The sequence below is a fragment of the Pseudomonas sp. M2(2023) genome (assembly GCF_030263955.1).
Classification (GTDB): Bacteria; Pseudomonadota; Gammaproteobacteria; order Pseudomonadales; family Pseudomonadaceae; genus Aquipseudomonas; species Aquipseudomonas asiatica.
The window spans coordinates 5,123,774-5,144,678 of sequence record NZ_CP127114.1; the positions used below are offsets into that span (position 1 = coordinate 5,123,774).

The 20,905-nt window shown below is 63.1% G+C and carries 18 protein-coding genes and 1 riboswitch; of the genes, 11 read left to right on the top strand and 7 right to left on the bottom strand.

Annotated elements, in window-relative coordinates; translation table 11 throughout:
* Nucleotides 1–8: 8 nt before the first annotated feature.
* Both epd and tkt read right to left on the bottom strand, forming a co-directional pair.
* Nucleotides 9–1,070, bottom strand: coding sequence for an erythrose-4-phosphate dehydrogenase (gene epd, locus QN085_RS23540; RefSeq protein ID WP_013974502.1), 1,062 nt, complete (start codon nucleotides 1,068–1,070; stop codon nucleotides 9–11).
* Nucleotides 1,071–1,220: 150 nt separating this feature from the next.
* Nucleotides 1,221–3,218: a transketolase gene (tkt, locus tag QN085_RS23545; RefSeq protein ID WP_013974503.1), complete on the bottom strand. Its 1,998-nt coding sequence runs from the start codon at nucleotides 3,216–3,218 to the stop codon at nucleotides 1,221–1,223.
* A gap of 229 nt (nucleotides 3,219–3,447) precedes the next feature.
* Here tkt and QN085_RS23550 point away from each other — a divergent pair, with 229 nt between their 5' ends.
* The 4 genes from QN085_RS23550 (at nucleotide 3,448) to QN085_RS23565 (ending at nucleotide 8,020) form a co-directional block, all read left to right on the top strand.
* A complete protein-coding gene (locus QN085_RS23550) occupies nucleotides 3,448–4,440 on the top strand; it encodes an ArsR/SmtB family transcription factor (protein ID WP_023661307.1) in 993 nt (330 codons plus the stop codon).
* An 18-nt stretch (nucleotides 4,441–4,458) separates the two neighbouring features.
* The gene (metK, locus tag QN085_RS23555) at nucleotides 4,459–5,649 is read left to right on the top strand and encodes a methionine adenosyltransferase (protein ID WP_015272060.1); all 1,191 of its coding nucleotides are present in this window, start codon (nucleotides 4,459–4,461) and stop codon (nucleotides 5,647–5,649) included.
* Between the two features lie 145 nt (nucleotides 5,650–5,794).
* Entirely contained in the window at nucleotides 5,795–7,495 is a 1,701-nt protein-coding gene (gene ligB / locus QN085_RS23560) for an NAD-dependent DNA ligase LigB (protein ID WP_024087832.1), read from the top strand.
* A 132-nt stretch (nucleotides 7,496–7,627) separates the two neighbouring features.
* A complete protein-coding gene (locus QN085_RS23565; RefSeq protein ID WP_003257749.1) occupies nucleotides 7,628–8,020 on the top strand; it encodes a DUF1090 domain-containing protein in 393 nt (130 codons plus the stop codon).
* 73 nt (nucleotides 8,021–8,093) lie between these two features.
* On the opposite strand, the gene QN085_RS23570 is transcribed toward QN085_RS23565, so the two are convergent.
* On the bottom strand, nucleotides 8,094–8,540 hold the full coding sequence (locus tag QN085_RS23570) for a c-type cytochrome (RefSeq protein ID WP_024087833.1): 447 nt from the start codon (nucleotides 8,538–8,540) through the stop codon (nucleotides 8,094–8,096).
* Between the two features lie 119 nt (nucleotides 8,541–8,659).
* Between QN085_RS23570 and mltA the strand changes: the two genes are divergently transcribed.
* Nucleotides 8,660–9,811: a murein transglycosylase A gene (gene mltA, locus QN085_RS23575; protein ID WP_013974508.1), complete on the top strand. Its 1,152-nt coding sequence runs from the start codon at nucleotides 8,660–8,662 to the stop codon at nucleotides 9,809–9,811.
* 49 nt (nucleotides 9,812–9,860) lie between these two features.
* Here the strand turns inward: mltA and QN085_RS23580 are convergent, their stop codons facing one another.
* Together QN085_RS23580 and QN085_RS23585 are read right to left on the bottom strand one after the other, a co-directional pair.
* Nucleotides 9,861–10,247, bottom strand: a complete 387-nt coding sequence (locus tag QN085_RS23580) for an MAPEG family protein (protein WP_013974509.1) — start codon at nucleotides 10,245–10,247, stop codon at nucleotides 9,861–9,863.
* A gap of 28 nt (nucleotides 10,248–10,275) precedes the next feature.
* Nucleotides 10,276–11,109, bottom strand: a complete 834-nt coding sequence (locus QN085_RS23585) for an EamA family transporter (RefSeq protein ID WP_013974510.1) — start codon at nucleotides 11,107–11,109, stop codon at nucleotides 10,276–10,278.
* 320 nt (nucleotides 11,110–11,429) lie between these two features.
* Here QN085_RS23585 and QN085_RS23590 point away from each other — a divergent pair, with 320 nt between their 5' ends.
* Nucleotides 11,430–12,665, top strand: coding sequence for a cation:proton antiporter (locus tag QN085_RS23590; RefSeq protein WP_013974511.1), 1,236 nt, complete (start codon nucleotides 11,430–11,432; stop codon nucleotides 12,663–12,665).
* Between the two features lie 122 nt (nucleotides 12,666–12,787).
* Here the strand turns inward: QN085_RS23590 and QN085_RS23595 are convergent, their stop codons facing one another.
* Nucleotides 12,788–13,189 carry an acyl-CoA thioesterase gene (locus QN085_RS23595; RefSeq protein ID WP_003257757.1) on the bottom strand — a complete coding sequence of 134 codons (402 nt, stop codon included), beginning with the start codon at nucleotides 13,187–13,189 and terminating at the stop codon, nucleotides 12,788–12,790.
* 178 nt (nucleotides 13,190–13,367) lie between these two features.
* Nucleotides 13,368–13,464, top strand: a riboswitch (S-adenosyl-L-homocysteine riboswitch).
* Nucleotides 13,465–13,484: 20 nt separating this feature from the next.
* Between QN085_RS23595 and ahcY the strand changes: the two genes are divergently transcribed.
* The 5 genes from ahcY to rhlE2 all read left to right on the top strand — a co-directional run bounded on the left by ahcY (nucleotide 13,485) and on the right by rhlE2 (nucleotide 20,136).
* Nucleotides 13,485–14,894: an adenosylhomocysteinase gene (gene ahcY, locus QN085_RS23600; RefSeq protein ID WP_013974512.1), complete on the top strand. Its 1,410-nt coding sequence runs from the start codon at nucleotides 13,485–13,487 to the stop codon at nucleotides 14,892–14,894.
* Between the two features lie 166 nt (nucleotides 14,895–15,060).
* Entirely contained in the window at nucleotides 15,061–15,906 is an 846-nt protein-coding gene (gene metF, locus QN085_RS23605; protein ID WP_024087835.1) for a methylenetetrahydrofolate reductase [NAD(P)H], read from the top strand.
* Between the two features lie 92 nt (nucleotides 15,907–15,998).
* On the top strand, nucleotides 15,999–17,075 hold the full coding sequence (locus tag QN085_RS23610; RefSeq protein WP_023661386.1) for a hypothetical protein: 1,077 nt from the start codon (nucleotides 15,999–16,001) through the stop codon (nucleotides 17,073–17,075).
* A 166-nt stretch (nucleotides 17,076–17,241) separates the two neighbouring features.
* Entirely contained in the window at nucleotides 17,242–18,030 is a 789-nt protein-coding gene (locus QN085_RS23615) for a substrate-binding periplasmic protein (RefSeq protein ID WP_023661387.1), read from the top strand.
* Nucleotides 18,031–18,249: 219 nt separating this feature from the next.
* Nucleotides 18,250–20,136, top strand: a complete 1,887-nt coding sequence (rhlE2, locus tag QN085_RS23620) for an RNA helicase RhlE2 (protein WP_285688679.1) — start codon at nucleotides 18,250–18,252, stop codon at nucleotides 20,134–20,136.
* Between the two features lie 158 nt (nucleotides 20,137–20,294).
* Here the strand turns inward: rhlE2 and QN085_RS23625 are convergent, their stop codons facing one another.
* On the bottom strand, nucleotides 20,295–20,873 hold the full coding sequence (locus QN085_RS23625) for a YceI family protein (RefSeq protein ID WP_013974517.1): 579 nt from the start codon (nucleotides 20,871–20,873) through the stop codon (nucleotides 20,295–20,297).
* Between the last annotated feature and the right edge of the window lie 32 nt (nucleotides 20,874–20,905).

A 20,905-nucleotide genomic window follows, 5' to 3' on the forward strand; every position in this document is an offset into this window, starting at 1 on the left:
GCAGTCCTTCAGGGCTGTTTGTTGCGGGTTGGGTGGACGACGTGCAGATAGTGTTCGGCAACGTCGAGCATACGGTTGGCGAACCCCCATTCGTTGTCGAACCAGGCCAGCAGGTTCACCAGGCGGGGGCCGGAAACACGGGTCTGGCTGGCATCGACGATCGCCGAATGCGGGTCATGGTTGAAATCACAGCTGGCGTGGGGCAACTCGGTGTAGGCCAGCAAGCCTTTGAGCGGGCCTTCCAGCGCCGCCTCGCGCAGCACCCGGTTGACTTCGGCCGCACTGGTATCGCGGGCGGTCTGCAGGGTGATATCCAGGCACGAGACGTTGACGGTCGGTACGCGTACCGCTTTGGCCTGGATTCGCCCGGCAAGTTCCGGAAGCAGGCGCTCGATGCCACGCGCCAGACCAGTGGATACCGGGATCACCGACTGGAAGGCCGAACGCGTGCGGCGCAGGTCTTCGTGGTGGTAGGCGTCGATCACCGGCTGGTCGTTCATCGCCGAGTGGATGGTGGTGATCTGCACATACTCGATGCCGAATGCCTGGTCCAGCACACGCAGCAGCGGCACGCCGCAGTTGGTAGTGCAAGAGGCGTTGGACACCAGGCGCTCGTTGCCGGTCAGGCAGGCCTGGTTGACGCCGTAGACCACCGTGGCATCGACATCGGCCTCGCTGGCCATCGGCTGCGAGAACAGCACCCGAGGCGCGCCGGCGTCGAGGAAGCGCTGGCCATCGGCGCGGGTGTGGTAGGCGCCGGAGCACTCCAGCACCAGGTCGATATCCAGGGCGGCCCAGTCGATGCCTTCGGGGGTGGCACTGCGCATCACCTTCACGCAGTCGCCATTGATATGCAGACAGTCGCCATCGACCTTCACCTCACCGGGGAAACGCCCGTGGGTGGAGTCGAAGCGTGTCAGGTATTCCAGGCTGGCCTGGTCGGCCAGGTCGTTCAGCGCGACGATCTCGAAACCGGCCTTTGCCCCCCGCTCGAACAGCGCGCGCAGGACACAGCGGCCGATACGGCCATAACCGTTGAGTGCAACTTTGTAGGGACGCAGGTGGGGCATAGGTAGCTCTTGAACTCCGGCAGTTGAACGGGGCCGCTGCGCAGCCCATTCGCGGCACAAGGCCGCTCCTACAGGGGACGGCGTACGCAATACCCTGTAGGAGCGGCCTTGTGCCGCGAACGAGGGCCAGAGGCCCTCGCCTTCCTTGTATCAGTCTTCCAGCAGCTCTTCGGCAGTACCGAGGATGTTCTCCAGGGTGAAACCGAACTCTTCGAACAGTGCCGAGGCCGGCGCCGACTCACCGTAGGTGGTCATGCCGATAATACGACCTTCCAGGCCGACGTACTTGTACCAGAAGTCGGCGTGAGCGGCTTCGATGGCGATACGCGCACCTACTTCCAGCGGCAGCACGGACTGCTTGTAGGCAGCGTCCTGGGCATCGAACACGCTGGTGCACGGCATGGAAACCACGCGCACCTTGCGGCCTTGTTCGGTCAGCTTGGCGTGCGCCTGAACAGCCAGGCCCACTTCGGAACCGGTGGCGATCAGGATCAGCTCAGGCTCGCCGGCGCAGTCCTTGAGCACGTAGCCGCCGCGGCTGATGTCGGCGATCTGCTGGGCGTCGCGGTCCTGGTGCTGCAGGTTCTGGCGCGAGAAGATCAGCGCCGAAGGGCCGTCCTTGCGCTCCAGGGCGTTTTTCCAGGACACGGCGGATTCCACCGCGTCGGCTGGGCGCCAGGTGTCCAGGTTCGGCGTGCTGCGCAGGCTGGTCAGCTGCTCGATCGGCTGGTGAGTCGGGCCGTCTTCGCCCAGGCCGATGGAGTCGTGGGTATAGACGTGGATCACGCGCTGCTTCATCAGTGCCGACATGCGCACGGCGTTGCGGGCGTATTCCATGAACATCAGGAAGGTCGCGCCGTAAGGCACCAGGCCACCGTGCAGGGCAACACCGTTCATGATGGCGGTCATGCCGAACTCGCGAACGCCGTAGAACACGTAGTTGCCGCTGGCGTCGTTGGCTTCGACACCCTTGCAACCCTTCCACAGGGTCAGGTTGGAACCGGCCAGGTCTGCCGAACCGCCGAGGAACTCCGGCAGCAGCGGGCCGAAGGCATTCAGGGCGTTCTGGCTGGCCTTGCGGCTGGCGATGGTCTCGCCCTTGGCGGCCACTTCGTTGATGTAGGCCTGGGCTTTCTCGCTGAAATCGGCAGGCAGGTCACCGGCGGCTCGGCGCTTGAACTCGGCAGCCAGCTCCGGATAGGCCTTGGCGTAGGCGTCGAAGCGCTGGTTCCATTCGGCTTCGGCCTTGGCACCGGCAGCCTTGGCGTCCCACTCGGCGTAGATCTCGGCCGGGATTTCGAACGGGCCGTGGTTCCAGTTCAGTTCCTTGCGAGCCAGGGCAATTTCGTCGTTGCCCAGCGGTGCGCCGTGGCAGTCTTCCTTGCCCTGCTTGTTTGGCGAGCCGAAACCAATGATGGTCTTGCAGCAGATCAGGGTCGGGCGATCGCTCTTGCGGGCGGTCTCGATGGCGGTCTTGATCTCGTCGGCGTCATGGCCGTCGACGTTGCGGATCACCTGCCAGTTATACGCTTCGAAGCGCGCCGGGGTGTTGTCGGTGAACCAGCCGTGCACTTCGCCGTCGATGGAAATGCCGTTGTCGTCATAGAAGGCGATCAGCTTGTTCAGGCCCAGGGTGCCGGCCAGCGAGGCGACTTCATGGGAAATGCCTTCCATCATGCAGCCGTCGCCGAGGAACACGTAGGTGTGGTGGTCGACGATGTTATGGCCATCACGGTTGAACTGGGCGGCGAGCACCTTTTCGGCCAGGGCGAAGCCCACGGCGTTGGCGATACCCTGGCCGAGCGGGCCGGTGGTGGTCTCGACGCCTGGGGTGTAGCCGTATTCCGGGTGGCCCGGGGTGCGGCTGTGCAGCTGGCGGAAGCCTTTGATGTCATCGATGGTGACGTCGTAGCCGGTCAGGTGCAGCAGCGAGTAGATCAGCATCGAACCGTGGCCGTTGGACAGCACGAAGCGGTCACGGTCGGCGAAACTCGGGTTGCTCGGGTTGTGCTTCAGATAGTCGCGCCAAAGCACTTCGGCGATATCCGCCATGCCCATGGGGGCACCTGGGTGGCCGCTGTTGGCCTTTTGCACGGCATCCATGCTGAGGGCACGAATGGCGTTGGCACGTTCACGACGGCTGGGCATCGCTGATCTCCTAGGGGGCTTGAATAGGTGGTGTCACAAAAAAGGCGGCCATTTTCGCCCACTGGGGGGGCTTGGGGCAATGACGTATGGTCACAGTCGGGGGATTTTCCTGCGATTGGCATTCAATTCGGGAGTAAAACCGGGCGAACCATCCCGCTCATCACTCAATATCAAAACTTTTTGATATTGCCCTTGCTAGGGCAACGATGCCTGTCTAGACTGCCGCACCATGAACCTCCGCGCGCAATCGATCCCCGAGCAACGCGAAGCATTGGCTGCCCTGTGCAAAGCCAGTGGCGACGAGTTGCGCCTGAACGTATTGCGCGCCCTGGCCAACGACTCGTTCGGCGTGCTGGAGCTGGCGCAGATCTTCGATGTGGGCCAATCGGGCATGAGCCACCACCTGAAGGTGCTGGCCCAGGCCGAGCTGGTGGCGACCCGCCGCGAGGGCAATGCCATCTTCTACCGCCGCGCCTTGCCCGACAGCCTGCGCCTGGGCGGTCGGCTGCACGCGGCGCTGCTCGAAGAGGTGGACGACCTGACTCTTCCGCCTGACGTGCAGGCGCGTATCGCCCAGGTGCAGCAACGCCGCGCAGCCACCAGCCAGGACTTCTTCCTGCGCGTGGAAGAGAAGTTCCGCGCCCAGCAAGACCTGATCGCCGGCCTGCCGCAGTACCGCGAAAGCCTGCTGGCGCTGCTCGACAAACTGAATTTCGACCCGGCCGCCAGCGCCCTGGAGGTCGGCCCCGGCGACGGTGGCTTCCTGCCCGACCTGGCCCGGCGCTTCGCCCAGGTCACCGCCCTGGACAACAGCCCGACCATGCTTGAACTGGCGCGCCAGGTGTGCAAGCGCGAAGGGCTCGACAATGTGAACCTGCAGTTGGCCGATGCACTGGGTGCAACGGATGTGGCCGCCGACTGCGTTGTGCTGAACATGGTGCTGCACCATTTCAGCGACCCGGCCCTGGCCTTGCGCCAGCTGGCCAAACGGGTGAAGGCAGGCGGCAGCCTGCTGGTAACCGAACTGTGCAGCCATGACCAGGGGTGGGCGCGCGAAGCCTGCGGCGACCTGTGGCTTGGCTTCGAACAGGACGACCTGGCCCGTTGGGCCAACGCCGCCGGGCTGGCCCCCGGGGACAGCCTGTACGTGGGCTTGCGTAACGGTTTCCAGATCCAGGTCCGCCATTTCCAGCGGACGGCTGGCGACATACAACATCGGTAAATTTCAGGAACCTTCGAGATGAGCGAATACTCCCTTTTCACCTCCGAGTCCGTGTCCGAAGGGCATCCGGACAAGATCGCCGACCAGATTTCGGACGCCGTCCTTGATGCCATCATCGCCCAGGACAAATACGCTCGCGTAGCCTGCGAAACCCTGGTCAAGACCGGTGTCGCCATCATCGCCGGCGAAGTCACCACCTCCGCCTGGGTCGACCTGGAAGAGCTGGTGCGCAAGGTCATCATCGACATCGGCTACAACAGCTCCGACGTCGGTTTCGACGGCGCCACCTGCGCCGTGATGAACATCATCGGCAAACAGTCGGTGGACATCGCCCAGGGCGTCGACCGTTCCCGCCCGGAAGACCAGGGCGCCGGTGACCAGGGCCTGATGTTCGGCTACGCCAGCAACGAAACCGATGTGCTGATGCCAGCGCCGATCTGCTTCTCGCACCGTCTGGTCGAGCGCCAGGCCGAGGCGCGCAAATCGAAACTGCTGCCATGGCTGCGTCCGGACGCCAAGTCGCAGGTCACCTGCCGTTACGAAAATGGCAAGGTGGTCGGTATCGACGCCGTGGTGCTGTCGACCCAGCACAACCCTGAGGTTTCGCAGAAAGACCTGCAGGAAGCCGTGATGGAGCTGATCGTCAAGCACACCCTGCCTGCCGAACTGCTGCACAAGGGTACCCAGTACCACATCAACCCGACCGGCAACTTCATCATCGGTGGCCCAGTGGGTGACTGCGGCCTGACCGGGCGCAAGATCATCGTCGACTCCTACGGCGGCATGGCCCGCCATGGTGGTGGCGCGTTCTCCGGCAAGGACCCATCCAAGGTCGACCGTTCCGCCGCCTACGCCGGCCGCTACGTGGCCAAGAACATCGTCGCCGCCGGCCTGGCCGAGCGTTGCGAGATCCAGGTGTCGTACGCCATCGGCGTGGCCCAGCCGACCTCCATCTCGATCAACACCTTCGGTACCGGCAAGGTCTCCGACGACAAGATCATCCAGCTGGTGCGCGAGTGCTTCGACCTGCGTCCTTACGCCATCACCACCATGCTCGACCTGCTGCACCCGATGTACCAGGAAACCGCTGCCTACGGCCACTTCGGCCGTACCCCGCAGCAGAAGACGGTCGGCGACGACACCTTCACCACCTTCACCTGGGAGCGTACCGACCGCGCCCAGTCGCTGCGTGACGCTGCCGGCCTGTAAGCTTCCTACAGCGCCAGGCGAAAGCCCCTGCCGAGCAATCGGCAGGGGCTTTTTTGTGACATATGGGCTGACAAACGCTGCATGGCGACCCGCACGCTACCTGCCTAGGCTGAGGGCTCCCACCCGCCATGCAAGGATGCTGGCCATGCCGCTCATGCTGCTTTTCGCCCTACTGTTGACGTTGAATGCTCCCCTGGCCCGTGCCGCCACATGTCCCACCTGGAATCCGCAACAAGTCGAGGCTGAAGTGAGCCGACTGCGCGCCACGCTTGCCCGCTGGGACGACCATTATCATCGTCAGGGCATCGCATTGGTGGCTGATGAACTATACGACCAGAGCCGCCAGCACCTGGCGCACCTGCAGCAATGCTTTGGCATCACGACTACCCCGTCCCCGCTGGCCAGCGCTGGCGGGCCAATTCCGCATCCGGTGCCGCACACCGGCGTCGACAAGCTGGCCGACCTTCAGGCTGTAGAACGCTGGCTGGCCGGCAAGGCAGATGTATGGGTGCAACCAAAGGTCGATGGCGTAGCGGTCTCCCTCATCTACCGTCAGGGCCGGCTGGTGCAGTTGATCAGCCGGGGGGACGGCGTGCAGGGGCACGACTGGAGCCGCCACATCCCCCTGCTCGTCGAAATCAATCGGCAGCTGCCCCAGGCCATTGACCTGCAACTGCAGGGCGAACTGTACCTGCGCCTGGACGCGCATGTGCAAGCCCGGGCAGGCAGCGCCAACGCCCGAGGGACAGTAGCCGGGCTGCTGGCTCGCAAGCAGCTGGGTCGTGAGCAAGGTGAGCGCATCGGCCTGTTCGTGTGGGACTGGCCGCAGGGCCCCGAGCAGCAGGCCGAACGCCTCGCGAAGCTGGCGGAACTGGGTTTTGCGCACAGCCAGGATTACAGCGTCGCCATAGAAACAGCAGACGATGCAGCGCACTGGCGCGAGTACTGGTACCGCTCACCCCTGCCCTTCGCCACCGATGGCGTTGTGTTGCGCCAAGGCGTCCGGCCTCCGTCCGAGCGCTGGCAGGCCAAGGCGCCCTACTGGATCGCGGCGTGGAAGCACCCGTACACGCAAGCCTTGGCCGAAGTGCGCGAAGTACGCTTCCGCGTCGGCCGTACCGGCAGGGTTACGCCAGTCTTGCATGTACTGCCGGTTACCCTGGATGACCGGCGAATCACCCAGGTGAGCCTGGGATCGCTGGCACGTTGGCGCAAGCTCGACATCCGCCCCGGTGACCAGGTGGCCGTCAGCCTTGCCGGGCTGACCATCCCACGCCTGGAGCAAGTGGTGCACCGCGCCGCCGAGCGCCAACCGGTGATCGCACCAGCGCCCGGCCAGCATCATGCCCACAGTTGCTGGCAGATCAGCGAAGGCTGCGAGGACCAGTTCATTGCCCGCCTCACCTGGCTCAGCGGCAAGCAGGGGCTGGCCCTGCCGCGCACCGGCCCTGGTACCTGGCGCCGACTGGTGGCTGCCGGGCTGGTGACCTCGATGACCGACTGGCTGCATCTGGATGCCGAGCGCCTGGCCCAGGTAGCGGGTATCAGTGACACAACGGCTGCGCAGTTGCTGGGCAGTTTCGACCAAGCTCGCTCACGGCCCTTTGCCCAATGGCTGCGCGGGCTTGGCGCGCCTACACCCACCAGGATGCAGGTAACAGGCGACTGGCTGGAGCTGGCTGCCCGCACGAGTCTTGAATGGCAAGCCATGCCCGGTATCGGCGAAAAGCGCGGAGAACAGCTTGCTGGTTTTTTTGCAACCACCGAGGTTCAAGCCATTGCAACGCAACTGGCGACGGCAGGGATCGACGGATTCCGGATCGACAGGCAAAGCATCGAGCAATGATTATTTACCAATTTACCTGTAGGAAAATCCCGAGATTAAGCCGGAAAACCCCAACAAGGGTTTCTAAATGGGCAAAACCAAGGCAGGATTTCCCCCAACTTTTGCTGCCCCGCCCCCTCAAGGAGGCTTTTCATGAAACGTATTTCGACCCTTTTCCTGATCGCGACACTGGGCCTGGCCGCTGGTGCCGTACAAGCCGCCCAGCCGGATGCCGGCCTGACCGGTTGCGCCGCCAAGCGTAGCGCCATCGAGAACCAGTTGAAGATTGCCCGTGACCACGGCAACAACGAACAGGCCGCAGGGCTTGAAGAGGCACTGCGAGGGGTAGACAACTGCACCGATGCCAGCCTGCGCAAGGAACGTGAGCAGAAGGTGCTCGACGCACGTCACGAAGTGGCGCAGCGGGAAAAGGACTTGAAGAAAGCCGAGAAGAAAGGCGATTCGGAGAAGATCAACAAGCGCAAGGACAAGCTGGCCGAGTCGCGCAAGGAACTGCAGGAAGCGGTGGAGGATCTGGATCGCTGACAGAGATTCGAATACTGCGTTGCCTTTACTGACCTCATCGCAGGCTTGCCGGCGATGAGGTCGCAACAGGCCATCAATGATTACGAAACTCGGAATGACAGGCCTTGCAAGCCGCTTCGACCTTGTCCATCGGCGCCTTCAACTGCGCAGCGTCCAGCGGCTGGCCCCGGGTGACATCGACCAGTTCGCCAGTGACGCCTTCCAGCTGGCGGGCCAGGTCATGAAAGCGCGTCTGCCGCTCCCATACCTCGGCACGCGCACTACTGTCGCCACCATCACGCGCCTGTGGGAAGTGCTGCCAGGGCTGGTGCGAAAGGTTGTCCAGCTTCAGCGCACCGTCGGCAAACTTCACCCCGTCGAACGGCAACCGCCCACGCAACATGCCGCCCAGGTCTTCGCTGGTCTTGAGCATGTCCTTGAAGATCACCTTGCGCTTGCCCAGCGGGGAGTTCGGGTCAACCCGGTCACAACCACTCAGGGCCAGTGCTGCCAGCAGAACAACGGTCAATCGCTTCAACATCACGGTCACTTCGGCCTACGCAAATGGGCGGCCAGTATCGCTGCCCAGCGGCGAAAGACCAATAGCCACATAAAAAACAGGGGCGAATATCCGTGTTCACCCATGACAGGAACATACTCATGAAATCTGCCCTGCGCCATCTGGCCTGGACACTCCCGGCGCTGGCCCTGCTGGCCGGCTGCAACGGTGGCGAAAGCGCCAAACCCGAGCCCCATGCCATCGCCACCTACGCCAATGCCACATGGCAGGACCTGCCTGCCGTCAGCGACAGCGACCTGGTGGCGGGTTTCCAGGCCTGGCGCAACGGCTGTGAAAAGCTCAAGCGCGACACCGTCTGGGCCAGCACCTGCGAAGCAGCCGCCAGCGTGCCCGACAATGCCTTGCAGGTGCGTACCTTCCTGCAACAGAACCTGCAGGTATACGGCCTGCGCTCGGCCGAAAATAACGCCAACGGCCTGATCACCGGTTACTACGAACCGGTCTACCCTGGCAGCCTGAGCCAGTCGGCAACCAATCACGTGGCGGTCTACGGCATCCCCGACGACATGATCGTGGTCGACCTGGCCAGCGTGTACCCCGAACTCAAGGGCAAGCGCCTGCGCGGTCGCCTTGATGGCCGGGTGCTCAAGCCATACGACACCGCCGAGGTGATCAACCGTGACGGCGTCAAGGCACCGGTGCTGGCCTGGCTGACCGACCCGATGGACCTGCAGTTCCTGCAGATCCAAGGTTCCGGCCGGGTACAACTGGAAGACGGGCGCCAGCTGCGCCTGGGTTACGCCGACCAGAACGGCCACCCCTACCGGCCAATCGGGCGCTGGCTGGTGGAACAGGGCCAGTTGAAGAAGGAAGAAGTGAGCATGGGCGCCATTCATGCCTGGGCCCAGGCCAACCCACAACGGGTGCCGGAACTGCTCGCCAGCAACCCCAGCTACGTGTTCTTCAGCACCCGCCCGGACAGCAACGAAGGGCCACGCGGTTCGCTGAACGTACCGCTGACCGCTGGCTACAGCGTGGCCATCGACCGCAAGGTGATTCCGCTGGGCAGCTTGCTGTGGTTGTCCACCACTCGCCCGGACGGTACACCGGTGGTACGCCCGGTGGGGGCCCAGGATACCGGCGGGGCAATTACTGGCGAGGTGCGCGCCGACCTGTTCTGGGGCACTGGGCCGGAAGCTGGGGAACTGGCCGGGAACATGAAGCAGCAGGGGCAGATCTGGATGCTGTGGCCCAAGGGCAAGCCGCTGCCCGAGGTGCCGAAAGTGCCTTGATCGGCGGTGGATTCTTCGCGGGCGAGCCCGCGAAGAAGGCGACGCGGTATCAGATGGAAACCACGAAGAAAGCCACAATGATCGCCATCCCGGCAAACCACACCAGCGATCGCAGCATGGCCCAGTCAGCCAGGTAACAGATGATGTAGAGCAGCCGGCTGGTGATGTACATCACCCCCAGCACATCCTGGGTCACCTGCTCGGCATTGCCGACGATATCCGCCACCAGCACCGCCGCGGCAAATGCCGGGAAGGCCTCGAAACTGTTCTGCTGGGCAGCATGCGCGCGCCGCGGCAGCCCGGACAGGGTATCCAGGAAGGCACGCGGGTCGTGGTTGTCGCGCAGTCGGAAGCGGCCACTACCGGCCTTGGCTATCAACGCGCACAGTGGCGGCAAGAGCAGCGCGATCAGGATGCACCACAGGGCAACAGTCATGGACAGGACTCCTTGTTCAGTCTTCGGGTCAAAGCTTCATTACCAGCATGCCGGCCAACACCAGCCCGCAAGCTAGGAGTCTCGGCCCGCCAAAAGGTTCTTTCAGGTAGCGCATGCCCAGCAGCACCACCAGAATCACACTCAACTCCCGCAACGCCGCCGCTTCGGCCACCGACCCCAAGTGCATGGCCCACAGCACCAGCGCGTAACTGAGCAGTACACACAGCCCCACCGCCAGCCCCAGGCGCCACTGAAGGCGCCAGAACAACACAAACGGCGCACGCCGCGCCACGCTGGCCAGCAACGGGAAGGGCCAGGCACTGAGCAAGGTCAGCCATACCAGGTAATCCCAAGGCTTGCCCCACAAGCGCACGGCCTGGCCGTCGAACCAGGTGTAGCAACCAATGCACAGGCCGATCAGGGCAACCACCGGCAGCATCGACCAGGGCAGCCGGTCACCGCCACCGCCCTGCCACAATAGGCAGGCCATGCCACAGGGGATCAGCAGGATGCCAATGATCTGCTGCTGGCTCAGCGATTCGCCGGCAAAGGCCAAGGTCAGCCCCAGCACCACCAGCGGCGACAGCCCGCGCATCAGAGGATAGACCAGCCCCAGGTCGCCCACGCGGTAGGCCTGGATCAACAGGAAGCGGTACAGCTGCTCGGCCAGCGCCGAAGCCAGCAGCCAGGGCCAGATGTTAGTCGGCGGTACCTCGACGAAGGGCACCGCCAGCACCGCGAAAGCCAACGCCACCGTATCCATGCTGGCGATCACCAGCAGGCGCTCGCCGCTGAATTTGATCAGGGTATTCCAGGTCGCATGCAGCAGTGCAGCGACCAACACCAGGGAAGTTGCCAGCACGCCTTCTTATCCTTGTGGCTTTTTATATTTGTGAATATACAGCGCTCGAGGGGACCGTTGTGGGAGCGGGCATGCCCGCGAAGAAAGCAACTCGGTGCATGGCACCGGCTTTGCCGGTGTTCGCGGGCATGCCCGCTCCCACAGAGACCGCGCCAGCCTTCGGGTTTTGCACAAGTCTGGGTATGCGATACAACCTTCTGGATGGGAACGTTTCAAACGAATCCGGTCAAACCCTGTGTCCCGAACCCCGCGCCAGGTCATCAAAGAACTGCCCGAGCCATTCGGGTTACGACTTGGAAGCCACTGTTACAGGATTCGGGATGCTTGAACTAGTTGCCGCGTTTATCTGCCTCACCACCCTCCTTACCTATGTAAATTACCGTTTCATCGGCCTGCCCCCTGCCATCGGTGTGATGGTCACGGCGCTGCTGTTTTCCCTGATGCTGCAGGGCTTGAGCCTGATCGGCTTCCCTGGCCTGGAAGCTCGCGTCGAAGGTCTGATGAACCAGATCGACTTCAATGACCTGCTGATGCACTGGATGCTGGCGTTTTTGCTGTTCGCCGGCGCCTTGCACGTGAACCTCTCCGACCTGCGCAGCTACCGCTGGCCCATCGGCCTGCTGGCCACCGTCGGCGTACTGATTGCCACCGTCGTCATTGGCTACCTGTCGCACTGGGTGTTCGCCCTGTTCGGCTGGCAAGTGCCGCTGATCTACTGCCTGCTGTTCGGTGCGCTGATCTCGCCCACCGACCCGATTGCCGTGCTTGGCGCGCTACGTACCGCCAATGCCTCCAAACCGCTGAAAACCACTATCGTCGGCGAGTCGCTGTTCAACGACGGCACTGCGGTGGTGGTGTTCACCGTGTTGCTGGGCATCATCCAGCTGGGCGAGACGCCGAGCATGACCGACACGGCGATCCTGTTCGCCCGCGAGGCCATCGGCGGCGTGCTGTTCGGCGGCCTGATCGGCTATGCCACCTACCGCATGATCAAGAGCGTCGAGCAATACCAGGTGGAAGTGATGCTGACCCTGGCGCTGGTCATCGGCGGCTCGGCAATGTGCTACGAACTGCACGTTTCGGCGCCGATCGCCATGGTGGTGGCCGGGCTGATAATCGGCAACCTGGGGCGCAACCTGGCGATGAACGACATGACCCGTCGCTACATGGACGGCTTCTGGGAGCTGATCGACGACATGCTCAACGCCTTGCTGTTCGCGTTGATCGGCCTGGAGCTGTTGCTGCTGCCTTTCAACTGGATGCACATGGTAGCCGGCGGCGTGCTGGCGCTGGCGGTGCTACTGTCGAGGTTGCTGACCGTGGCCCCGGCGATCGTGCTGCTGCGGCGCTGGCGCCCGGTGCCCAAGGGCACGGTACGGGTGCTGACCTGGGGTGGCTTGCGCGGTGGGGTGTCGGTTGCCCTGGCACTGTCGCTGCCACTGGGCGAAGAACGTGACCTGCTGCTGTCGATCACCTACATCGTGGTGCTGTCGTCAATCCTGGTGCAGGGGTTGAGCATCGGGCGGGTGGTGCGCAAGGTCAGCGCTCAGCCGTGAGAAATTGTGCCGGCCTCTTCGCGGGTAAACCCGCTCCCACAGGATCTGCGCTACCTTTCGGACGGTGAAAAACCTGTGGGAGCGGGTTTACCCGCGAAGAGGCCGGCACCGACAACCGAGATCTATTCGACTGCACTGTCCGGGAACTGGTCCTGGATGTACTTGATCTCGGTCCGCCCATGCGCCGCCGGCAACCCATCCTCGCCAAGGTTGACGAAGACCATCTTGTCGACCGTGAGGATGGCCTTGCGGGTGATCTTGTTGCGCACTTCGCACTTGAGGGTGATCGAGGTACGGCCGAACTCGGTGGCAGTGATGCCCAGCTCGATGATGTCGCCCTGACGCGAGGCACTGACGAAGTTGATTTCCGATATGTACTTGGTCACCACACGCTGGTTGCCCAACTGGACGATGGCGTAGATCGCAGCCTCTTCGTCGATCCAGCGCAACAGGCTGCCACCGAACAAAGTGCCATTTGGGTTGAGGTCTTCGGGTTTAACCCACTTGCGGGTATGAAAGTTCATCTGTACTCCTGACCTGCTTGGCTAACGTGCAGCAATGATGGCAGAGCGGCCGCTGTCGCTCCATTGAACATCGACTATCGTCGCGATTAATCGACAGAAAACCTTGGGCAAGCCGACGGGCGCGGCTATAATCTCCGCCGTTTCACATGGCCGCCCACAGCGGCGCCATGCCCGCCACCCGTCCGAGGGGCGCTGCAGCAGGCTAGGCCTGTCAGGCTCGGATGGGGCGTTGCTCGCTCTCGCGGGCGCTTAACGCACAACGGCGCCCATTCGCACACTACGAATGGAGGCTCTCATGAGCGCTGCAAACATGCCTGCTGGTTTTACCGATTACAAAGTCGCCGACATCTCCCTGGCCGCCTGGGGTCGTCGCGAAACCATCATCGCCGAATCGGAAATGCCTGCACTGATGGGCCTGCGTCGCAAGTACCTGGCCGAGCAACCGCTCAAGGGTGCGAAGATCCTGGGCTGCATCCACATGACCATCCAGACCGCCGTGCTGATCGAAACCCTGGTTGCCCTGGGTGCCGAAGTGCGCTGGTCGTCCTGCAACATCTTCTCCACCCAGGACCAGGCCGCCGCGTCCATCGCCGCCGCCGGTATCCCGGTGTTCGCCTGGAAAGGTGAAACCGAACAAGAGTACGAGTGGTGCCTGGAGCAGACCATCCTCAAGGATGGCCAGCCATGGGACGCCAACATGGTCCTCGACGACGGTGGCGACCTGACCGAGCTGCTGCACAAGAAATACCCGCAAGTGCTGGAGCGCGTGCACGGTGTGACCGAAGAGACCACCACCGGCGTGCACCGCCTGCTGGACATGCTGGCCAAGGGCGAGCTGAAAGTCCCGGCGATCAACGTGAACGACTCGGTTACCAAGAGCAAGAACGACAACAAATACGGCTGCCGTCACAGCCTGAACGACGCCATCAAGCGTGGTACCGACCACCTGCTGTCGGGCAAGCAGGCCCTGGTGATCGGCTACGGTGACGTGGGCAAGGGCTCGGCCCAGTCCCTGCGCCAGGAAGGCATGATCGTCAAGGTCACCGAAGTCGACCCGATCTGCGCCATGCAGGCCTGCATGGACGGTTTCGAAGTGGTTTCGCCGTTCATCGACGGTATCAACAACGGTACCGAAGCCAGCATCGACAAGGCCCTGCTGGGCAAGATCGACCTGATCGTGACCACCACCGGTAACGTCAACGTCTGCGACGCCAACATGCTCAAGGCGCTGAAGAAGCGTGCCGTGGTGTGCAACATCGGCCACTTCGACAACGAGATCGACACCGCCTTCATGCGCAAGAACTGGGCCTGGGAAGAGGTCAAGCCGCAGGTGCACAAGATCCACCGCACCGGCGCTGGCAGCTTCGACCCGCAGAACGACGACTACCTGATCCTGCTGGCCGAAGGCCGCCTGGTAAACCTGGGTAACGCCACTGGCCACCCAAGCCGCATCATGGACGGTTCGTTCGCCAACCAGGTACTGGCGCAGATCTTCCTGTTCGAGCAGAAGTTCGCCGACCTGTCGCCCGAAAAGAAAGCCGAGCGCCTGACTGTCGAAGTACTGCCGAAGAAGCTCGACGAAGAAGTGGCCCTGGAAATGGTCCGCGGCTTCGGTGGCGTGGTCACCCAGCTGACCAAGCAGCAGGCCGACTACATTGGTGTGACCGTCGAAGGCCCGTTCAAGCCACACGCATACCGCTACTAAGCGGCCAGCTTGAAGCTTCAAGCGGCAATCAAAGGCAGACCATGCCGTTGCCGCTTGCAGCTCAAGCATCACGGATCTTGAACGATGCCCAAGCCAGGCCGGCCATAACCGATCTGGCTTTTACTTGCAGCCTGCCGCTTGAAGCTTGCTGCCAGAGGAACGCCTGATGTCCCAGGAACGCCGTTACAGTTTCGAGTTCTTCCCGACCAAGACCGATGCCGGTCACGAAAAGCTGATGGGCGTCGCCCGCCAGCTGGCCGCCTACAACCCGGACTTCTTCTCCTGCACCTACGGTGCCGGTGGCTCGACCCGCGACCGCACGCTGAACACCGTGCTGCAGCTGGAAAGCGAAGTGAAGATACCTGCCGCGCCGCACCTGTCGTGCGTAGGCGACACCAAGGCCGAACTGCGTGCCCTGCTGGCCGAATACAAGGCTGCAGGCATCAAGCGCATCGTCGCCCTGCGTGGCGACCTGCCATCGGGTATGGGCATGGCCAGTGGCGAACTGCGCTACGCCAGCGACCTGGTCGAATTCATTCGCCAGGAAACTGCCGATCACTTCCACCTGGAAGTGGCCGCCTACCCGGAGATGCACCCCCAGGCCCGCAACTTCGAGGCTGACCTGGCCAACTTCGTGCACAAGGTCAAGGCCGGTGCCGACAGCGCCATCACCCAGTACTTCTTCAACGCCGACAGCTACTTCTACTTCGTCGAGCGCGCGCAGAAGCTGGGCGTGGACATCCCGGTGGTACCCGGCATCATGCCGATCACCAACTACAGCAAGCTGGCGCGTTTCTCCGACGCCTGTGGCGCCGAGATCCCGCGCTGGATCCGCAAGCAGCTGGAAGCCTATGCCGACGACACCGCCAGCATCCAGGCATTCGGTGAAGAAGTGATCACCCGCATGTGCGAACAGCTGCTGCAAGGCGGAGCACCGGGGCTGCACTTCTACACCTTGAACCAGGCCGAGCCGAGCCTGGCGATCTGGAACAATCTGAAGCTGCCGCGCTGAAATTTTTTGCAAAATCTGTTTAAGATTTGATTAAGGCTTTGGTCATAGACTAAAGCCTTATTCATTTTCCGGTTACACAGGTCTTGCCTGCCATGCAGCCCCTCCAGCCATTGCGTCCACAGCTCGTCTACCTGGCTTTTGGCCCGGCAACCTACCATCAGGAGGCCTGCTTCAGCATCGTCAGCGCCCTCGCCCATCTGGGCACGGCAGCGAGCGAAGCCATGGACATCCAGGTCTATACCGATAACCCGCAGCCCTATGCCGGCCTGCCGGTCACCTTACACCTGCTGGACGAAGCCACGCGCCAGGCATGGAACGCGCCTCACGGCTATCACTTTCGCAGCAAGCATGTGCTGTTGCGCCAGGTGCTGCAGCAACACCCGCTGGCAGTGCTGATCGACACCGACACCTTCTTCCGCAAGTCGCCGCTGGAGCTGTTCGCCCGGGTAGCCCCTGGCCGCCTGCTGTGCAATGCCATCGGCGCACGCTACGGCAGCAACCAGAAGTGCCTGCTGTACAAGAACCTGCTGGCCATCCTCGAGTCCAGGGGCTTGGCTGATTGCCAGATGCCACTGGTCAATTCGGGGGTGATCGGCCTCACCGCCGAAGACGCCGGCACTCTGGACCGCTCCATCGCCATGATGGACGAGTTCCACCCCCTGGCTCGCGAGGCGTATACCCTCGAGGAGTTCTGCCTGGCGGTGGCGGCCTACCGCACGCTGGAATTGGCCGAATGCACAGATGTCATCCACCACTACTGGAGCCGCAAGGCGCAGTTCCGCGCCAAGATTCAGGCCTGGCTGCGCAAGCACGGCCACGACCCGCTGAGCCAGGCGGCGCTGGCCGACGTATCCCTGGTCAATGACCAGCTGCCACGGCCGCCGGCCCTGCAACGCCTGGGTTACAAGGCGCTGAGCATGACCCTGCCAAGCCACGAGCGCCAGTTCGCCCGAGAACTGCTGTATGGCTGCTACCCCTACCCCAATGAGTTCGACCGCGCCTGCGCGCCGGCCTGGTGGGACAAAGCCCTGGAAAACCTCAACGCCCGCCATGGCCACATGGAACCCGAGCAACTGCGCCAGTGCCTGCGCCACCCGGGGTTGCGCCTGTCGCTGGGCGAGCGGCGCAAGGATATCGAGGCGCATCTGCTGAGGTCATCCCACACTTGAGCGAACCTGTGCCGGCCTCTTCGCGGGTAAACCCGCTCCCACAGGATCTCTGCTGGCTTGCAGGCTCGCGCTGTACTTGAGGGAGCGGGTTTACCCGCGAAGAGGCCGGCACAGGAGAACATCATCCTCACTGGCCTTGAACAGGCCGAGCGCGTAATCTCCGGCCATGCCACACATCGCCCGACTGTTCTGGATCCTGTTGCTCGCCTGCCTAAGCCCGCTGGCCTTGGGCGAGCGCCTGCGCCTGGTAACCGACGACTGGGCACCCTATGCATACCAGCACGACGGCCAGCCTCGCGGCATCGACTACGAAGTCACCACCCGGGTGTTCGAGCGCCTTGGCGTCGAGGTGGAGTGGGAGTTCCTGCCGTGGAAGCGCTGCCTGGCAATGATCGAGCAGGGCTTGGCCGACGGCATCATGGATATCTTCCAGAACGAGTCGCGCCAGCACTACCTGGTGTACGCCCCCGAGCCCATGTCGGAGGTAGAGTTCGTCCTGTTCCAGGCCCGCACTCGACGCCATGCCGTCAAGACTCTCGATGACCTTGCCGGCCTAACCGTCGGCACCTCACCCGGCTACGCCTATGGTGCCGCTTTCAACGAAGCCGTACATTTCCGGCGCGAAGCTGCACCTACCCATGAAGCCAACTTCGGCAAGCTGATGCTGGGCCGCATCGACCTGGCAATCACCGACCGCAAGGTCGGCCATTACCTGCTGCGGCATCTGGGCCTCCAAAAGCAGGTCGAGGAGCTGCCCTTGATGATCAGCCGCCAGCCCCAGTACCTGGCGCTGGCGCGCAAGCCGGGGCGGGAAGCACTGGCCCAGGCCTTCGCCGTGGAACTGCGGCGCTTCAAGCTGGAACCGGCCTATGCAGCAATCAACAACCGCTACACAGGCGACATCGGAAACATTCTCAACGCCGTTGAGCAGCAGGAAAGCAGCACAGCGCGATAGCTCTGTTATACTCGGGCCTTCCCGCCCGGCTCACGCCCGGACGCTCGGCCTCGCAACAGGCATCCCGATCGGCATCGACGCACTTTCGCGTCCACCCTCTGCTACCCGGATGTGCAGTGAAAGCCCAGCTGGACCGGACGCGATCGCATCCCACCGATGCCCGTCGCGCCAGGCAGAACATCCCAAACGGGCCCAGCCCACACGAGAACAGGATTGCCCATGTCCTTTGCTTCCCTCGGTCTCTCCGAGGCTCTTGTCCGCGCTATCGAGGCTGCGGGCTATACCCAGCCGACCCCCGTGCAACAGCGGGCGATTCCCGCCGTGTTGCAAGGCCGCGACCTGATGGTCGCCGCACAGACAGGTACTGGTAAAACCGGCGGTTTCGCCCTGCCGATCCTCGAGCGCCTGTTCCCGGCCGGCCACCCCGACAAGTCGCAGCGCCATGGCCCGCGCCAACCTCGCGTGCTGGTCCTGACCCCGACCCGCGAACTGGCAGCCCAGGTGCATGACAGCTTCAAGGTCTATGCCCGTGACCTGCCACTGGTCAGCGCCTGCATTTTCGGCGGCGTCGGCATGAACCCGCAGATCCAGGCCATTGCCAAGGGTGTGGACGTGCTGGTCGCCTGCACGGGCCGCCTGCTCGACCTGGCCGGCCAAGGCAAGGTTGACCTGGCCCACGTGGAAATCCTGGTGCTGGACGAAGCCGACCGCATGCTCGACATGGGCTTCATCCATGACGTCAAGAAGGTCCTCGCTCGCCTGCCAGCCAAGCGCCAGAACCTGTTGTTCTCGGCCACGTTCTCCAAGGACATCACTGACCTCGCCGATAAGCTCCTGCACAACCCGGAGCGTATCGAGGTCACCCCGCCGAACACTACCGTCGAGCGTATCGAGCAGCGCGTCTACCGCCTGCCCGCCAGCCACAAGCGCGCGCTGCTGGCGCACCTGATCACCCAGGGTGCCTGGGAACAGGTACTGGTGTTCACCCGCACCAAGCACGGCGCCAACCGCCTGGCCGAGTACCTGGAAAAGCACGGCCTGACCGCCGCCGCAATTCATGGCAACAAGAGCCAGAACGCCCGCACCAAGGCCTTGGCCGACTTCAAGGCCAACAGCGTGCGCGTACTGGTCGCCACCGACATCGCCGCCCGTGGCCTGGACATCGACCAGCTGCCGCACGTGGTCAACTTCGAGCTGCCGAACGTAGAGGAAGACTACGTCCACCGTATCGGCCGTACCGGCCGTGCCGGGCGTTCGGGCGAGGCCATTTCCATGGTCGCGCCGGATGAAGAGAAACTGCTCAAGAGCATCGAGCGGGTAACCAAGCAGAAGATCCCGGACGGCGACCTGATGGGTTTCGACGCCAGCCAGGTTGAAGCAGAAAAGCCTGAAGTACGCGAACGCCAGCAGAACAATGGCCGTGGTGGCCGTAACCAGCAGGCCCGCGGCGACGGCGGCAAAGACGCCAACGGCGGCCGCAAGGACAAGGGCAAGGATAAAGGCAAGGCCAAGCAACAGGCTGCGGACAAGCCGGCCGACAAGGAAAAGAGCGGCGACAAGCAACAACAGCAACGCAAGCCGCGTGACAAGAAGCCACGCCAGCAGCAACAGCAGGCCAGCAACAGCAGTGCGCCGAAAGTGCCTGTCGACCGTGATCCGGAAGAGTTCCTGGACGACGATATCGACAACTTCGGCAACCGTGCCGACTATGTCAGCCCGTACCAGGGCAAGAACCAGGGCCGCAATCGCCGCCCGGGTGCCAATGCCGGCCAAGGTCAGGGCCAGGGTAATGGCCAGCGCAGCAACGCCGGTGGCCAGGGTCGCAATAGCGGCCAGCCGCGCAGCAGCGGTGGCGGCGAGAAACGTCCGGCCCGCGCCAATAATGGTGGCGGCGCCCGTCGTGATGGTGGCGGCCGTGGTCGCCCGGCCCGTGACGATGCTGCACGGCAAGAGCCGGCCGTGCGCAACCCGCGCCAGCCGGAAAAACAGCCAGTGATCATCCGCAAGGAGTCCAAGCTCGACCGTTACCCGACGCCAGAGCAGCTGGATGACCTGCCGAGCCGCCCGCGCGGTGAGCGCCCGGCGCTGTTGACCCGCAAGGGCTGACAAAAAGTATGAGGGGGCCGCTTTGCGGCCCTTTCGCGACACAAGGCCGCTCCCACAGGTATTGCGCTGCAAGTGAAATCTGCGCAATACCTGTGGGAGCGGCCTTGTGTCGCGAAAGGGCTGCGAAGCAGCCCCCTCGGTACTTCAGCTAAAGCAAATTACTTCTGCTTCACACCTTCAACACTGATATCCAGGTCCAGGGTCTGCGAGGTAGCGCCCGGGCCCTTGATGCCGAAGTCGTTCAGGTTCAGCGTGGTGGTAGCGTTGAAACCAGCGCGCTCGCCGCCCCATGGATCCTTGCCTTCACCGTTGAAAGTGGCCTTGAAGGTGACCGGCTTGGTCACACCGTGCATGGTCAGGTCGCCAGTCACGTCAGCAGTCTTGTCGCCAGTCGGCTTGACGCTGGTGGAGACGAACTTGGCTTCGGGATACTTCTTCACGTCGAGGAAGTCGGCGCTGGCAATGTGCTTGTCACGCTCGGCGTGGTTCGACCACAGGCTGGCGGTTTTCAGGTCGACGTTGATCTTGCTGGCTTCAGGCTTTGCACTGTCCCAGGTGAAGTTGCCGTCGAAGTCCTTGAAGGTACCGTGAATGAAGCTGTAGCCCAGGTGGCTGATCTTCCAGTCAACGAACGCGTGCTGGCCTTCCTTGTCGATCTTGTACTCGGCAGCCATGGCCTGGCCGGCGGAGAGCAGAGCGGTACCGAGCGCCAGAGCGGCAAAAGTCTTTTTCAACATCCTTACTTCCTTCCTTTGCAATTGAGGTTGAG

Bases quoted from the DNA above. Each gene is read 5' to 3' on its own strand.
- rhlE2 (WP_285688679.1), top strand. From the start codon at position 18,250: ATGTCCTTTGCTTCCCTCGGTCTCTCCGAGGCTCTTGTCCGCGCTATC.
- QN085_RS23565 (WP_003257749.1), top strand. From the start codon at position 7,628: ATGAAACGTATTTCGACCCTTTTCCTGATCGCGACACTGGGCCTGGCC.
- metF (WP_024087835.1), top strand. From the start codon at position 15,061: ATGTCCCAGGAACGCCGTTACAGTTTCGAGTTCTTCCCGACCAAGACC.
- ligB (WP_024087832.1), top strand. From the start codon at position 5,795: ATGCCGCTCATGCTGCTTTTCGCCCTACTGTTGACGTTGAATGCTCCC.
- epd (WP_013974502.1), bottom strand. From the start codon at position 1,070: ATGCCCCACCTGCGTCCCTACAAAGTTGCACTCAACGGTTATGGCCGT.
- metK (WP_015272060.1), top strand. From the start codon at position 4,459: ATGAGCGAATACTCCCTTTTCACCTCCGAGTCCGTGTCCGAAGGGCAT.
- ahcY (WP_013974512.1), top strand. From the start codon at position 13,485: ATGAGCGCTGCAAACATGCCTGCTGGTTTTACCGATTACAAAGTCGCC.
- QN085_RS23570 (WP_024087833.1), bottom strand. From the start codon at position 8,540: ATGTTGAAGCGATTGACCGTTGTTCTGCTGGCAGCACTGGCCCTGAGT.
- QN085_RS23595 (WP_003257757.1), bottom strand. From the start codon at position 13,189: ATGAACTTTCATACCCGCAAGTGGGTTAAACCCGAAGACCTCAACCCA.
- QN085_RS23590 (WP_013974511.1), top strand. From the start codon at position 11,430: ATGCTTGAACTAGTTGCCGCGTTTATCTGCCTCACCACCCTCCTTACC.
- QN085_RS23625 (WP_013974517.1), bottom strand. From the start codon at position 20,873: ATGTTGAAAAAGACTTTTGCCGCTCTGGCGCTCGGTACCGCTCTGCTC.
- QN085_RS23580 (WP_013974509.1), bottom strand. From the start codon at position 10,247: ATGACTGTTGCCCTGTGGTGCATCCTGATCGCGCTGCTCTTGCCGCCA.
- QN085_RS23610 (WP_023661386.1), top strand. From the start codon at position 15,999: ATGCAGCCCCTCCAGCCATTGCGTCCACAGCTCGTCTACCTGGCTTTT.
- mltA (WP_013974508.1), top strand. From the start codon at position 8,660: ATGAAATCTGCCCTGCGCCATCTGGCCTGGACACTCCCGGCGCTGGCC.
- tkt (WP_013974503.1), bottom strand. From the start codon at position 3,218: ATGCCCAGCCGTCGTGAACGTGCCAACGCCATTCGTGCCCTCAGCATG.
- QN085_RS23615 (WP_023661387.1), top strand. From the start codon at position 17,242: ATGCCACACATCGCCCGACTGTTCTGGATCCTGTTGCTCGCCTGCCTA.
- QN085_RS23550 (WP_023661307.1), top strand. From the start codon at position 3,448: ATGAACCTCCGCGCGCAATCGATCCCCGAGCAACGCGAAGCATTGGCT.